The organism is Fusobacterium mortiferum ATCC 9817 (assembly GCF_000158195.2).
GTDB lineage: Bacteria > Fusobacteriota > Fusobacteriia > Fusobacteriales > Fusobacteriaceae > Fusobacterium_A > Fusobacterium_A mortiferum.
Map to the genome: position 1 here is coordinate 37,490 of NZ_GL987991.1, position 13,439 is coordinate 50,928.

Annotated in this window: 15 protein-coding genes; 1 reads left to right on the forward strand and 14 read right to left on the reverse strand. The window is 25.3% G+C overall.

Annotated elements, in window-relative coordinates:
• Nucleotides 1-119 precede the first annotated feature (119 nt).
• Entirely contained in the window at nucleotides 120-1,097 is a 978-nt protein-coding gene (locus FMAG_RS06665) for a tyrosine-type recombinase/integrase (protein ID WP_005885303.1), read from the reverse strand.
• A 132-nt stretch (nucleotides 1,098-1,229) separates the two neighbouring features.
• A complete protein-coding gene (locus FMAG_RS06670; RefSeq protein ID WP_005885305.1) occupies nucleotides 1,230-1,910 on the reverse strand; it encodes a pseudouridine synthase in 681 nt (226 codons plus the stop codon).
• A gap of 116 nt (nucleotides 1,911-2,026) precedes the next feature.
• Here FMAG_RS06670 and FMAG_RS06675 point away from each other — a divergent pair, with 116 nt between their 5' ends.
• Nucleotides 2,027-2,575: a hypothetical protein gene (locus FMAG_RS06675; protein ID WP_005885307.1), complete on the forward strand. Its 549-nt coding sequence runs from the start codon at nucleotides 2,027-2,029 to the stop codon at nucleotides 2,573-2,575.
• 248 nt (nucleotides 2,576-2,823) lie between these two features.
• Here the strand turns inward: FMAG_RS06675 and FMAG_RS06680 are convergent, their stop codons facing one another.
• The 12 genes from FMAG_RS06680 to FMAG_RS13295 all read right to left on the reverse strand — a co-directional run bounded on the left by FMAG_RS06680 (nucleotide 2,824) and on the right by FMAG_RS13295 (nucleotide 13,042).
• Nucleotides 2,824-3,156 carry a cupin domain-containing protein gene (locus tag FMAG_RS06680; RefSeq protein ID WP_005885309.1) on the reverse strand — a complete coding sequence of 111 codons (333 nt, stop codon included), beginning with the start codon at nucleotides 3,154-3,156 and terminating at the stop codon, nucleotides 2,824-2,826.
• 204 nt (nucleotides 3,157-3,360) lie between these two features.
• Entirely contained in the window at nucleotides 3,361-3,867 is a 507-nt protein-coding gene (locus FMAG_RS06685; protein ID WP_005885311.1) for a nitroreductase family protein, read from the reverse strand.
• 11 nt (nucleotides 3,868-3,878) lie between these two features.
• Nucleotides 3,879-4,592 carry a hypothetical protein gene (locus FMAG_RS06690; protein ID WP_005885313.1) on the reverse strand — a complete coding sequence of 238 codons (714 nt, stop codon included), beginning with the start codon at nucleotides 4,590-4,592 and terminating at the stop codon, nucleotides 3,879-3,881.
• Nucleotides 4,582-5,100, reverse strand: coding sequence for a hypothetical protein (locus FMAG_RS06695; protein ID WP_005885315.1), 519 nt, complete (start codon nucleotides 5,098-5,100; stop codon nucleotides 4,582-4,584). Before FMAG_RS06695 ends, FMAG_RS06690 begins: the two co-directional genes overlap by 11 nt.
• Nucleotides 5,101-5,162: 62 nt before the next feature.
• The gene (gene nfo / locus FMAG_RS06700) at nucleotides 5,163-6,044 is read right to left on the reverse strand and encodes a deoxyribonuclease IV (RefSeq protein WP_005885317.1); all 882 of its coding nucleotides are present in this window, start codon (nucleotides 6,042-6,044) and stop codon (nucleotides 5,163-5,165) included.
• 231 nt (nucleotides 6,045-6,275) lie between these two features.
• Nucleotides 6,276-6,632: a hypothetical protein gene (locus FMAG_RS06705; RefSeq protein WP_005885318.1), complete on the reverse strand. Its 357-nt coding sequence runs from the start codon at nucleotides 6,630-6,632 to the stop codon at nucleotides 6,276-6,278.
• Nucleotides 6,633-6,928: 296 nt separating this feature from the next.
• Nucleotides 6,929-9,157: a S8 family peptidase gene (locus FMAG_RS06710; protein ID WP_005885319.1), complete on the reverse strand. Its 2,229-nt coding sequence runs from the start codon at nucleotides 9,155-9,157 to the stop codon at nucleotides 6,929-6,931.
• Entirely contained in the window at nucleotides 9,150-10,196 is a 1,047-nt protein-coding gene (locus FMAG_RS06715; protein ID WP_005885320.1) for an ATP-binding protein, read from the reverse strand. The genes FMAG_RS06710 and FMAG_RS06715 overlap by 8 nt, the downstream gene beginning before the upstream one ends.
• Before the next feature lie 630 nt (nucleotides 10,197-10,826).
• Nucleotides 10,827-11,276, reverse strand: coding sequence for a phage holin family protein (locus FMAG_RS06725; protein ID WP_005885321.1), 450 nt, complete (start codon nucleotides 11,274-11,276; stop codon nucleotides 10,827-10,829).
• 10 nt (nucleotides 11,277-11,286) lie between these two features.
• Nucleotides 11,287-11,541, reverse strand: coding sequence for a hypothetical protein (locus FMAG_RS06730; RefSeq protein ID WP_005885322.1), 255 nt, complete (start codon nucleotides 11,539-11,541; stop codon nucleotides 11,287-11,289).
• 4 nt (nucleotides 11,542-11,545) lie between these two features.
• Nucleotides 11,546-11,950, reverse strand: a complete 405-nt coding sequence (locus tag FMAG_RS06735; RefSeq protein ID WP_005885324.1) for a M15 family metallopeptidase domain-containing protein — start codon at nucleotides 11,948-11,950, stop codon at nucleotides 11,546-11,548.
• Nucleotides 11,951-12,049: 99 nt separating this feature from the next.
• Nucleotides 12,050-13,042, reverse strand: a complete 993-nt coding sequence (locus tag FMAG_RS13295) for a hypothetical protein (protein ID WP_005885326.1) — start codon at nucleotides 13,040-13,042, stop codon at nucleotides 12,050-12,052.
• Nucleotides 13,043-13,439: the final 397 nt, after the last annotated feature.

Below are 13,439 nucleotides of genomic sequence, written 5' to 3' on the forward strand. Positions count from 1 at the left end.
TTTTTATAATTTTATATTTTTAAAACAAAGGTTAATATAAATTTACAGATAAAGGAAAAATACAATAAAACTCTAAATATTTTATTACATTTTATAATTAAATTTATCTGACTTATTTATTATAATTTTTCTAAGTCAGGGAGTTTTTCTAAAACTCTCTTTTCCAACACAGATTTAGCGTTGATATATATCTCTGTAACTCTTGTATCAGAATGTCCAAGAAAATCTCTTATCTCTAAAATATCTGCTCCATTCAATGAAAGCTCTGTTGCCACAGCATGACGTATATTATGTGGGCTAATATCTTTCCCTATAATTTTTCCGAAATTTTGTATTATATCATAAAGAGTTCTATATGATAGTTTTGTATTTTTTTCAATAGAGCTATTAAATATGTATTGCTCCTCTATATTTTCATCAGAGATAGAAAAAAACATCTGTTTATATTTTTTATACTCCAATAGTTTTTCTACTAATGTTGGATATATAGATTTGTACTGCTCCTTACCACTTTTTGTTTCTTCTAATTTTATAAAATAATTCCCCTCTCTATTGAGTAGATGTTTAAATTTTAAATTTATTAATTCAGAACTTCTCATACCAGTATAAAAAAGAGTATATAGTATAGTTATGTTTCTATACTCTTTTTCCCCTTTGATAGTATATTGTCCTATAATTTTTTTTATATCTTCAGCAGAAAGTTTTAATACATTATCAATATTTCTAGACACTTTAAATAGCTCTACATATTTAAATGGATTAGGATATCCATTTTTTTCCATCTCCTTATATAGAGATTTTAAAGCAGAAATAACTTTATTTACAGAAGTTTTTTTCATCTTTCTATCTTCTATAAGATGAGAGAGATAATCTTCTACATCTTGCTTCTCTATATCTTTCATTAAATCAATAAGCTCATCTGCTCTAATATTTTCTCCCTCGTATATATATTGTAAAAAATCTTTGAGATAGAAAAGATAATCCTTTATAGTTTTTTGAGAACGATAGGTTTCAAAAATACTCTTTCTATTTTCTTTCTCTCTTTTTTTTCTACGAGGAGTATCTAATCTGGTTTCCTCTCTTTTTATGATATCCATATTTTTTTCTCCTAAAAAGTCCTAAGATATTTTTTATAAAATACATAGTTTTAAGAAGGAATAAAAAACTTTTCGACTAAAACTATGACTGAAAATTGCAAAAAATTTTAATTTTTTGAGCAATAAGAAAATTTAAATAATATCTTCTAAATTAATCTCTCTTACCTCTCCTAACTCCATATCTTTTAATTCTAATTTTCCAAAAGTTACTCTTTTAAGATAGACTACTTTATTGTTTACAGCTTCTAACATTTTTTTTACTTGATGAAATTTTCCCTCTCTAATTGTAAGCTCTATCTCCTTTTCTCCAACAATCTTTGCTTTTGCTGGTTGAGTAATATATCCTCCTATATCTACTCCCTCTTCTAATTTTTTAATCTCCACTTCTCCTATCTCTTTTTCTAATTTAGCATAGTAAGTTTTATCTACGTGCTTTTTTGGAGATAGTAAAGAATGTCCTAATTTACCATCATTAGTAAATAGTAGCAACCCTTCAGTATCTTTATCTAGTCTACCTACTGGGGCTAAATCTTTTTTTATTACCCATTCTGGAAGTAACTCCATTACAGTTTTTTCTTTAGGGTCTTCAGTGGCAGTAATATATCCACCTTTTTTATTCATTATATAATATCTAAACTCTTTATATTCTAATTTATTCCCATCATACTCTATTTTATCTATACTCTCTTTTATATTAGCCTGTGGATTTTTTACTATAATATCATTTACTCTTATTTTTCCATTGTCTAAAAGTTTTTTTACCTCTCTTCTACTTCCCAATCCACACTCTGTTAAAAATTTATCTAATCTCATTTTATCCTCCAAAAATTATTCTTACTTAAATATTACCATATATTAAAAGAAGTTTCAAATTTACTTTTATAGAAGTAAATGTTATAATTAGATATCAACAATAAAAGGAGCAAAATATGTTAGATTTTAAAAAGATAGATGAGATGATAGAATTAATAGAAGATAGTATAATTCCAGAGGGATATAGTAACAATGAATTTTTTATAGAGTTTTTTAAGGTGGTACAACTGATACCTCTATCTAAATATCTTAGAACAAAAGGAAAGGATAGTAAGCTTCCTAAAATAATGAATTCTAAAAAAGCTGGAGAGATACTTATTGCCACTCAAAAAGATGATGAGATAAAACTTTATTTAAAAAGAAAGGGATATTCAGAGATACCAGAATTAGATTATAAGTCTATAATGTTGCTTAGAAAAACTGATTTATACAGTAACTGGAATAAAGTGATAGCTTTTTTAGAGGGAAAGGGAACGGTAGGAGAGATTAACCAATCTACAAGAAAGGCTCTTTTACCTCAAGAGATAGAGATGTTGGAAAATTATATTAGGTCTTCTCTTTCTATTGATGAAAAGGAATTAAACTGGTTACTTAACAAAATAAAAAAAGTAGAAGAAGATAAGAGTATAGCTAAAGCTTTAAAAAAATTAGTAAATAATTTATAATATAAAAACCTCAAGATTAATTTCTTGAGGTTTTATTATAATACTGGATAGTATATTAGCTAGGTGGCTCTTCAAAGAACAAACTTATCTTTATGACACTCTATCCTAGTTTTAATATAATCTGAAATTTTAACTCTTCATTCTAAAATTTAAACTCTAAAATTTTAAAACTCAGAAATTAAAGTTTAAGACTTAATCTCTATTCTATCACTTGGAGTAGCCTCTTTAAATTCTTTTTTGTTAATTTATTACATTACTATTGTAAGTAACATTTTAAATTTATCTAAAGCATATACAGAATGAGGTTCTTTAGCTGGCATTAGAATATAATCTCCCTCTTTAAGATTATGTTCCATTCCATTTAAAATAATTTTTCCATTTCCTTCTAAGCAAGTAACAAATACATCTCCAGGAGCTGTATGAGTAGAAATCTCTTTTCCTTTATCAAAAGCAAATAAAATCATTGTAACTCCTTGATTTTTTGCTAATATAAGTTGTTCTACAGAATTTTCTTTATAATCTATTTGAGATTTTAAAGTTAAAGATTTTGAATCCTCTATATTTTTTATGATATTACTCATTATTGTTTACCTCCAAATTTAACTTTTTATCTAAATAAATAATATCATAATTATAGATATATTTCAGTAACATATGTTACCAACTAAGAGGATTATGAAAAAACAAATAATTAAAGTTAAAAATAAAGAGCAAGTATAGCTTAACTCACCTGCTCTCTTTATTTTTCAATTTTTATCACTTTTAGATTTTTAAAAATTTATTTTTTACCATTTATTGTAGTGTACTTTACTCATATCCATATCTTTTTCTGTATAAGCAGGTCTTTCTTCTGCTGGGTAGCCTAATGATATTAAATTACTAATATAGATATCTTCTGGTATTTCTAAAATCTCTCTGATATTATCATGACAAGGTTTTCCATTAGCATCAAATTTTCCTTTAGTTTGTAACCAACAAGACCCAAGCCCTAACTCATGAGCTTTTAGTTGAATAATTGTACTAGCTATACAAGCATCATCTTCTCCTGTTGGATATTCATGCCACACTGTCAATATCATAAGAGGAGCATTTTCAGCAAATTGAGCTCCACTTTCTTTAGAATGAGCTAATTTTTTTATTTTTTCCTTATCAGTAACAACTATAAACTCGTATGGTCTTCCATTTTTTCCACTTGGAGATACAACAGCTGTTTTCATAAGTTCTTCAATAACTTCTTTTTCTAATTCTCTGTCTTGATATTTTCTGATACTTCTTCTTGTTAAAAAATCCATAGTAAGTCCTCCTATTTAAATAACATATATATTCCTAATAATAAAATTATTAAGTTTAAACTGAGATTTGAATATTTTATGTAATTTTTATTTTTTTTCAACTTAAAAGAAAATGTAATATTTTTTATAATAAAAGAAAAAATACTTAATGTTAAAAATATTCCACTAGACATAGCTAGAATTAAATATCCAAAAGGTATATTTTTATTTAGCATATTTCCTAATAAAAGTACACTTAATATCCCAGAACAAGGAAAAAATAATCCAAATATAAACTTTGAATTTTCAATATGTTTATTTTTAAATTCATTTATTAAATTGAAGCTAGCTAATAAAATTAAAGTAATACTATAAATATTTTTACTTATTAAATCTATATTTTGAAGTTGAGATATTGATTTAATAAAAAAAGTAGCTACAAAATAACTAACTAATCCTTGTCCATAAGCTATTAGAGCAGATATTATTAAAAGTTTTAATAAACTATATTTTAAGCTTAAATTTAAAATATAAGATTTTCCATGTCCAGGTGCAAGAGAATGAAGCATACCATATAAAAAAATAAAAAATATATAATATATAACTTTTTTATTTTTTAAAGCATATGTAATATTCTTCATAAGTAATAATGTTAATTTTTGTTGAGTAATAAATAGTTCTCGATGGTAAATATAAGCTAAAATTAAAAGTATAAATATTGATAATTGGAATATTTTATTTTTCATCAATATCTACCTCATAAACTTTAGGATATACCATATTATAATAATATGGCTGAGTTTTATCTTCTTTAAAAGTTAGTTTAAAATTATTATGAGAAAAATCTATTTTTAAAGAATCTTTGTCATAATCATAATCATAAAAATACTCTTTATCATAAATAGTTAACTGAATTTTATCTCCTTTTTTTAAAGGAGAAATATAACTAAATTCTAGATCAATAATTAAATTATTATCTTTATATCTCGTATTCTTTGATATAATATTATTTTGTAATATTTTTCCATTATAATAAAATTTTAAGTCTTGTGAAATATCATTATAAAAATGTGAATTATCACTGCTTTCTTTAGCTAATTCACTATTTAAATCATCAAGAATTAACTCTAATTTTAAATTAATAGTATTTTTAGAAGAATTTTCTAATTTAAAACTATTTTCAAAAAAAATGTGTGGATGTGCTATCAAAATATGACTAGTGAAAATTAAATAACAAATAAGTATTTTTTTCATGATTAAAACTCCTTTAATTCAAGTTTAACTTTCCACCAAATATAATATATTTTATTAATTTTTTACTTAATTAGACTGTATAAATACTCTATTTCCTCTTTCCAGATACTATCATCAATAGTTTCTAGAATAATTGGCATATTATCAAATCTGCTATCGTTCATAAATCTAATAAAAAATTCCTCTCCTAGAACTCCTTTTCCTATACTATCATGTCTATCTTTTTTGCTTCCAGTATCAAATTTAGCATCATTTAGATGTATTCCTTTTAGATATTTAAAACCTATATGTTTTTCAAATTCTTCCATTGTTTTATTATATCCAGCTTCATCTTTTAATTCATATCCACCAGCTAGAGTATGACAAGTATCTAAACAAACTCCTATCCTGCTTTTATCTTCTATTTTCTCTATAATTTTTCCTATATGAGCAAAGTCATATCCCATATTAGAACCTTGCCCAGCTGTATTTTCCAATACTACCATTACATCTTTTGTAACAGCTAAAGCTTTATTTATAGAATCAGCAATATTTTCTATACATTTCTCTTCACTTATCTCATTGAGATGACTACCAGGATGTGTATTGAGATATTTAAGTCCTAGTTGTTCACATCTTCTTATCTCATCTATAAAAGCATTTAGAGATTTTTCTCTTTTCTCCATATCTTCAGCTCCTAGATTGATAAGATAACTATCATGAGGTAATATGTGATCTGGAGAGTAACCATATTTTTGAAGATTATTTTTAAATTCCATTATATCTTCATCTGTTAATGGTTTTGCTTCCCATCTTCTTTGATTTTTCGTAAATAGTGCAAAAGCTTTAGCACCTATCTTATTGGCATTGATTGGTGCGTTAAATACTCCACCTGTAGTAGATACGTGAGTTCCTACCCACTTGTTTTTTACTCTATCTTCTCTTGTTTCCAATTTCTTTTCCATAACCACTCCTTTATCTTATACTAATTATATCATAAATTGGAGCAGAGAGGAATATTAAAACTTTAAATTTATTTTTTATCAAATCTTAAAAAAAATGGAAAATATCAAATTATATACTTTAGATTGTAAATAGTACCTCCATTAACCGTTTCAGAGTAATAAAAAATAAAACAATAAAATAATAAAGATAAAAAGAGGTATAGAAATATACTCTATACCCCTTAATTAAAACTAGTGTATTTTTTGTGCTTCTACTTTATGATATAATGCAATATATCCTTTGGTAAATAAAAGTTCATCTTCACTGTAATTACTATTTGGATTATTTTGAGCATATCCAAGAATTGACATAGCTTTTAAATAAACATCTTCAGACATATTACGGTTAGAAGTATTAGTTACAGTTAGTCCTGATCCTTCAACTGAAGTTATATATGCTATATTTGTTGTCGTGTCGACTAAATCTCTACAATGTAAATTTACATCTTTTAATCTTGAACTAAAACTTTTTAAAAATACTTTTAATTGTTCAACTGACATCCCAGTTAAGCGTTTTTCCATATTTTGATATTTAATATTGTTTATCATAATATCCTCCTTCTTTTTAAATCTTTTGACTTTAGAGAAATATTATGCTAAAATAATTTTAACTTAGATAGTTATAGTAGCATAAATTCTCAAAGAATTAATTATCGATTTTTAATAATTAATCCTTTTATGCTAAAAAATAAATCTTGCCAGGATTTATTGCAACTAACAAATAAAGTGCCAATTTATTTGTTAAACCAATCTATAACATAAACAGCTTTAAGCTGGAATTTTTAAGAAGGAGTTTTAATCTCCTTTTTATTTTATATATTATAATATATAAAAGTTTTTTATACTTAATCATCAAAACTTATTATTTCTTCAGCTTTATTATATATTTCAACTTGATTAACTACATCTAATTTATTTACTAACCATCCTCTTAAAAAACAATTTCTTATAAACTCTTCTATTCTATTTACACCATCGATTTCTTTAAGTGTAACTACTATTCCAAATTTAATTCCTCTACCATGTTTTTCATCTAATCTTTCTTTAGTTTTTAAACTTATTCCCCATAAACCTTTATCATAAGCTTTTTTAGATCTAGTTCCTTTTTTATAAACTTCTCTAATGTGTTTAACATTATCCCATTTTCTAAAAAATATTCTTGCATTACCTTCATACATATGATTTCCTTCTAATGTTTGAAAATTATTATTAATAGTCTCAATAGAGTTTTCTTTAATTCTTCCAAAAGAAATATCTAATTCTGTAGTTGTATAATCTACACCTTGATTTCGTTTACATGCAGGGAAATAACATAATGTCGCTTTTGCTATAAAAGGATGTTTATCTTTTACTACAGGAATTGGTAAATTATACGTATAAGTATCATATCTTTCAGAAGTTCCTGTTAAAATAAAAGTAATTTCATCATTTTTAGTTTTTAAAATATCCTCTATTTTAATAGGAACTATACCATGTCCTATAAAAAAGGAATTTTCTATTTTATTTTCTTCCCAAGTTGTGGCAGAATTTATTATTAAAGCTTTTGCTACTTCTCTACTGAGTCCTAGTATATTTATTAAATAGGCCATTTTTCTTGCAATCCATGGAGCTGCATATGATGTTCCCATTACTAATTTTTCTTTATTTCCAGTATATACTTTTATTTTTTTCTCTATATCTCCACCATAATAACTAATATCAGGCTTTGTAAAAAAAGATAAAACTGGACCTTTTCTTGAATAACTTGCTTTTTCTTTTTTGGAATTTATTGAATTCACTACAAGAGAATTAATAGAATCTGCTGGAGCTCCTATTTTTTCTATTTCTGATTCAACTTTATTTGTTCCTGCTATAATAAATATTACATCATTTTCATATTGTATTTTATCTATTATAGCTGCTTCAGGAGAAACAAAATTATCATTAATTTGAAATTTCGAACCTAAAGATAAATTCCATACTTTTATATCTCTATTTGATTTTATTATTTCTTCTATTTGTTTTAATATTACAAAAGAACTTGTTTTTGAATGTAAAGCTACTCCAAAGTGACGAACTTTAAATCTTCCACATCCATCATCTAAGTCAGGATTAAGAGTAGGACCATCAACTATTATTGAAGTTACAGATGTTCCATGTTCATAATCTATTTTGTCCTTTTTTATTTCTTTTGCTATCATATCATGGTATTCTACCCATTCAGAAAAATAAACCTTTTCATCAAATAATGTATCTATAACTCCAATAGTTGGCTCATTTTTAGGACTTGGTATCATAGGAGTTATTGATTTTTTATATTCTATATTATCATAATTAAATTTATCGTATTCATTTATATCAGTTACTGCCATAGCTACTAAATATGGTGCTTTTTTATATAGAATTTCTATTTCCTCTGGTGTTAGTAAAATTGTTGTTTTATCTATCAATTTATTAGAAAATATATTTATTCCTATTTTTTTTAATAGGTCTAACGTTTCTATATCAGTTTCATATAGAGATACTATTGCATCATTTTCAAATTTTTCGACTTTATTATTTAATATGAAATCTTCAACATAATATGCATCAATTATAATTTTAAAAAAACTATCTTTTCCTATCTTATCTTTAAATAAAAATTCTTTTTTATTCGATGTATATTCTTTTAAAGTTTCTGAAGTCATTACTCCTTCAAAATATTTTTCTAATATTTCAATAACATTTTCATAATTTGAAATAGTATAATTTAATAGTTCTATACTAACATAATGTGTAATAATATGCTTGATTTTTCCAGAACTTGTAAAACAAGCTCCTACAATGGAACTATTTGATGTAATTTTTTTTCCTTTAGAAAAAGTTCCTGAAATCCTTCTAGATTTAGCTATTACATCTTTATAACATACTCCTATTAAAGCTCCTGGTATTAATTCTTCATTAAACCAAAATTTTTTTAATTTTAATAAATTATCTTTTAATTTTTTTAAATGTCCAACTTCTACTTTGCCTCCTTTTGGTAAGCTTGGTATTATTGGAAGTGGTTGTCGACTTTTTTGTTCAAATAATCCTTTTAATTGTAAAATATTATTCATTATCTGACTCCTTTAATTCTCTAGATACTTGACTTTTAGAAATACCAGTTAAAATTTCTATTTCTCTAACAGTAAATCCTTTTTCTTGAAGTTGTTTTAGATTAGTTATTAGATTAGGCTTTATATTATTTAATAATCTTTTCAAATAATCATATTCTTCTTTTGGATTACTAAAAGCAATTGAAGTTTTTAATAAATTTTTTAATTCTCCAGGATAAGGAATTGTCTCCATTTGATTTATTATTTTTTTGAATAATCTAGTATTTTTCTTTAAATTTTTAAATTTATTTAATAATTTATTTATAATAATTTCAGCAATATCTATCAAATCTTCTCTTGTATATCTATTAAAATCTATTACACTATCAAATCTTCTAACTAATGCTTTATCAAATGCATTGTATAAATTTGTAGTTGCTATTAGTACTATCTTATCATTTAAAATATCTAATCCTTTTAATACAGAAGAGGTTGCTCTTCCCATCTCTCTTAAATCATTTGAGTTAATTCTATCTATCGCAATGGCATCTATTTCATCAAATAGTATTACAGCTTTTTCTGGATGGATAAAACTATTTATTTCTTCAAACAGTAGTGATATATTCTTTGAAGTTTGTCCTAATTTACTGTCTATAATCATATCAAAATGAACAGTAAAAATATCTCTATCTAAAATTCTTGCGACTTGTTTTGCGGTTTCTGTTTTTCCAGTTCCAGGAGCTCCAACAAATAAAAATTTATTAATTCCAATATTATGCCCTACTGCATTAACTATTCCTAATATATCATCTTTAATAATATCTGGAAGTGGTAATGACTCTAAGTTTTGATTTATTTTTTTTAAATAAGTAAATTCTTTTTCCTTTTCTTGTGGAACAAAAGTATTAGCATCAGATAGTAGTGTCATTATATATTGTGCTAACTGAAAGTCTCCAATCTTATCAAAATAATTAGCAATTTCATATGCTTCATTTCTAAATCCTTCTTCATTCTTTTCTGAATGATATTTAATCAAATTCAAAATATTTCCCTTTTTCATAGTATATTCCTCCTCATTATATTAATATTATATCACACTCTGGGACAAAAATCAATATATTGGGACAAGTATTTTTTTTTAAAAAAATAAGAACTTTTTCTATTTTAATTTATTATATTTTATTTTAAAGATTTGAAAATCTTGATTAAAAATTATTAAGAAAACCTGTAAAATTATTTCGATGATGGATCTAAACCTAAATATTATGTTAGAAGAACTGTTACAGTAAACTAATAATTTAGTGGAAAGACAAGAGAGAATAGTTGAGAATTATATTCTCTCTTTACTTTTATTTGGTAGAAGGTTAGGGGAAATTTTCCCCTGCTGGTGTTTGTATTCTTATCTATAATTAATGGACTCTTCTTAATTCGATGAAAATTCCCTTCCATAAGAACCAGCTTCACCAAAACTCCTACAATTACACTAATTTTCATACCTACCACCTCTGTAAGTTTTTTTTCAAGTACTTTAAGTAAGTAAAATTGTATATTGTTTGCCTGATTTAGCCAAACTTCAAAGTCATTAGTTTGATTGAAATCAAGATAACTTATTAAGCTATCTAAAGCAAAGGCGAAAAATCCATCACAACAGCAATAATATTTTATCTAGATAATACAATATTTTTTTTAATTAGTCAATTTTTTTATTTTTACTATCTTTATACTGCTCTAACATATTCTTTAACTTTTCAGGAATAGGAACTCCACAAATGGAAGCATTTTCCAAGATACTTAATCCCTCATTACTTAATAATATTCCTATTGTTAAACTTTTAACAGCAAACTTTCCTTCAAATAGTAAATCTATCTGATGAGCTAAGACAACTACTCCTATCATAACCATTTTTTTTAGTAATCCTTTAAATCCAACTTTACTATTTACTTTTTCTATTATAATAGCTTTAGCCACTCCAGTAAGATAATCAATAGTCATTAGGATTATAAGACAATTCATCATCTTATCTTCTCCACCAGTTATAAGAAAAATTAAAGAAATAATAGAGCCTATAAACCATACTACTTTATTGATGAAAATATCTCCTACATCAATAACAAGTTGTAATATTTCTGTAATAGTCATAAAATCACTCCTATAATGTAAAAATATATTTTAGTGCCATATCTGCCTTTTCAAACCACCAATCTGTAATTGCAAGTTGAGGGAATAAAGAAGCTAACATACACATTAATAAAATTATAATAACAATCCACATCATTGCTTTTGAAAAATTATCTATTTTTTTTACTTCAATCTCTTGAGCTTTCTCTCCACTCTTTGCTTTTTTATTAAAAATATCAGCTATTTTACTACTAAAAGCTATTATTGAAGCGACTATTCCGTTCATACTGTTACTCCTCCATTAACTCAAAATGTCCTCCATCATATGATCCTCTCTCTATCTCATCATCATATTTACCATTCATATTCCAATCTCCACCCCATCTAACTTTAATACCAAGTTTTTCAGCCTCTTCTTTTAGTACATCAGCTACTTTTTTAAATCCCTCTAAGTCATTCCAATCTTTAAAAGGATATGGGATAAAATCAAAAGCATAACTCTTAGGCTTTCTACAATGTTTAGACCTGTTTGTCCAGCTAGTTCCTTTAGCTTGATTTGCCTTTGCTTCCTCTTCTGTTCTAGCTCCATCTATTATAGAGAAATCTATTCTTTCTATTGCCTTATTTGCTATTAATATTAATCTATCATCACATTCATTTAAGTGTTTTAGACTAGTTTTACTAAATTTATACATGTTATCAACTCCTTTTCTATCAGTTATATCTGATAATTCTAAAAAATCGACCTCGTAAAATCGTTTTTAAGGCCCTTTAAAAAACTTAGATGATATAAACTATAGCTGAATATTTTCATTTGTAGCTTTTATTTCATCTTGTTTTTCTAAACTTCCAATTTTTTGTAAAATCTCTTCTATTTTTTTATCTTTTTCTTCTAAGGATTTTTTTAATGTTTCCATTTCTTTATTTTGATTTTCTAAATCAACTATACGAACATCTCTTTTTTCAATCTCTACTTTTTGAACTTCGATAGTATTTTCTAATGATTTAACTTTATTCATATAGTCAGAGTGTTTTTTAGCTTTCTCCATTATATATGTTGAATAAATAGTGTCAAACTTCTCTTTGAACTCTTCTAGTGTTAATTTAACATTTGGAGTCTCTGCTTTTAATTGTCTTTCTACCTCGAATAAGGCATCTGTATATATAACTCCAGCATCTTGTAGTGAATGAGCCTCTTCCAATGTTAGTGGATATTCATCTTCATCACTAAATTGCCATAGCATAATATCTTCAGGATGTCTTTCTAAATAGGAAATTGTAGTTTCAAGAAGTCCTACATCTTTATCTGGTCTTGAGTGTTGGTAATGAACTTCTCCTAGTTTATCAGTCCATTTATAAGGACCAGGAAAAACAGTAGCTTTATATAAATTTATCAATCTAAAATATTCAGTTTTTAATTCATCTTCTGTTGCTCCCTCATACCATACATGAATTTCTTTATTCCAAGCTTTTTTTAGATATCCTAACTTCTCATCATATTCAACTGTAATAAGTTTTCCATCTTCAATATATTCTCCATCTATAAGAGGTTCAACTTCTAATAATTTAGTTTCTTCATATGTCATCTCTCTTATAGCTTGAAGCTCTTCATCATATGTAGGATGAGTAAAATCATTATTTTCATCTAATACAATATAGTCTTGAGGATTAAGTTCTGGATGGTCTATAAAAACATTTCCATCAAAATACTGATTAATCTCTTCTCTAGTAAATAAGTGTGTTATAATTACTTTTGAAATTTTTTCTTTTGTAAATACTTTAATCATTTTATTCCTCCTTAAAATTTTTAATATATGATTAATCATTTGATTAATTTTTGATATTTTATATTCCTAAAAATCTAAATAAATTTCATAATTTATTTAAAAAATTTAGTTTTATGATTTTTGAAAAAGTATTGATTTTACTTGCTTTTATAATTTTTCTTAAAGTATGTCTTTAGGAGTTTTTTATAAAAGACTTGAGTAATCTCAAAATATAAAAGTCTTAATTTCATTGACTTTTCGGAACTTTCAAAATTATCAAAAACTACATAAATTATGAAATTTATGTAATGTTACATATGTTTTTTACATTGGAATCACTCCTCAAAGTTTGACTTTTTGTTATTATTTTGTTATAATTAAAGTGTTCAAACCCCCGCAGGGGTTGTAGTGTGATTAA

Excerpts from the sequence above, each read along its gene's own strand:
- FMAG_RS13295 (WP_005885326.1), bottom strand. The coding sequence starts at position 13,042 with ATGATTAAAGTATTTACAAAAGAAAAAATTTCAAAAGTAATTATAACA.
- FMAG_RS06665 (WP_005885303.1), bottom strand. The coding sequence starts at position 1,097 with ATGGATATCATAAAAAGAGAGGAAACCAGATTAGATACTCCTCGTAGA.
- FMAG_RS06695 (WP_005885315.1), bottom strand. The coding sequence starts at position 5,100 with ATGAAAAAAATACTTATTTGTTATTTAATTTTCACTAGTCATATTTTG.
- FMAG_RS06705 (WP_005885318.1), bottom strand. The coding sequence starts at position 6,632 with ATGATAAACAATATTAAATATCAAAATATGGAAAAACGCTTAACTGGG.
- FMAG_RS06730 (WP_005885322.1), bottom strand. The coding sequence starts at position 11,541 with ATGAACGGAATAGTCGCTTCAATAATAGCTTTTAGTAGTAAAATAGCT.
- FMAG_RS06670 (WP_005885305.1), bottom strand. The coding sequence starts at position 1,910 with ATGAGATTAGATAAATTTTTAACAGAGTGTGGATTGGGAAGTAGAAGA.
- FMAG_RS06675 (WP_005885307.1), top strand. The coding sequence starts at position 2,027 with ATGTTAGATTTTAAAAAGATAGATGAGATGATAGAATTAATAGAAGAT.
- FMAG_RS06710 (WP_005885319.1), bottom strand. The coding sequence starts at position 9,157 with ATGAATAATATTTTACAATTAAAAGGATTATTTGAACAAAAAAGTCGA.
- nfo (WP_005885317.1), bottom strand. The coding sequence starts at position 6,044 with ATGGAAAAGAAATTGGAAACAAGAGAAGATAGAGTAAAAAACAAGTGG.
- FMAG_RS06715 (WP_005885320.1), bottom strand. The coding sequence starts at position 10,196 with ATGAAAAAGGGAAATATTTTGAATTTGATTAAATATCATTCAGAAAAG.
- FMAG_RS06735 (WP_005885324.1), bottom strand. The coding sequence starts at position 11,950 with ATGTATAAATTTAGTAAAACTAGTCTAAAACACTTAAATGAATGTGAT.
- FMAG_RS06680 (WP_005885309.1), bottom strand. The coding sequence starts at position 3,156 with ATGAGTAATATCATAAAAAATATAGAGGATTCAAAATCTTTAACTTTA.
- FMAG_RS06725 (WP_005885321.1), bottom strand. The coding sequence starts at position 11,276 with ATGACTATTACAGAAATATTACAACTTGTTATTGATGTAGGAGATATT.
- FMAG_RS06685 (WP_005885311.1), bottom strand. The coding sequence starts at position 3,867 with ATGGATTTTTTAACAAGAAGAAGTATCAGAAAATATCAAGACAGAGAA.
- FMAG_RS06690 (WP_005885313.1), bottom strand. The coding sequence starts at position 4,592 with ATGAAAAATAAAATATTCCAATTATCAATATTTATACTTTTAATTTTA.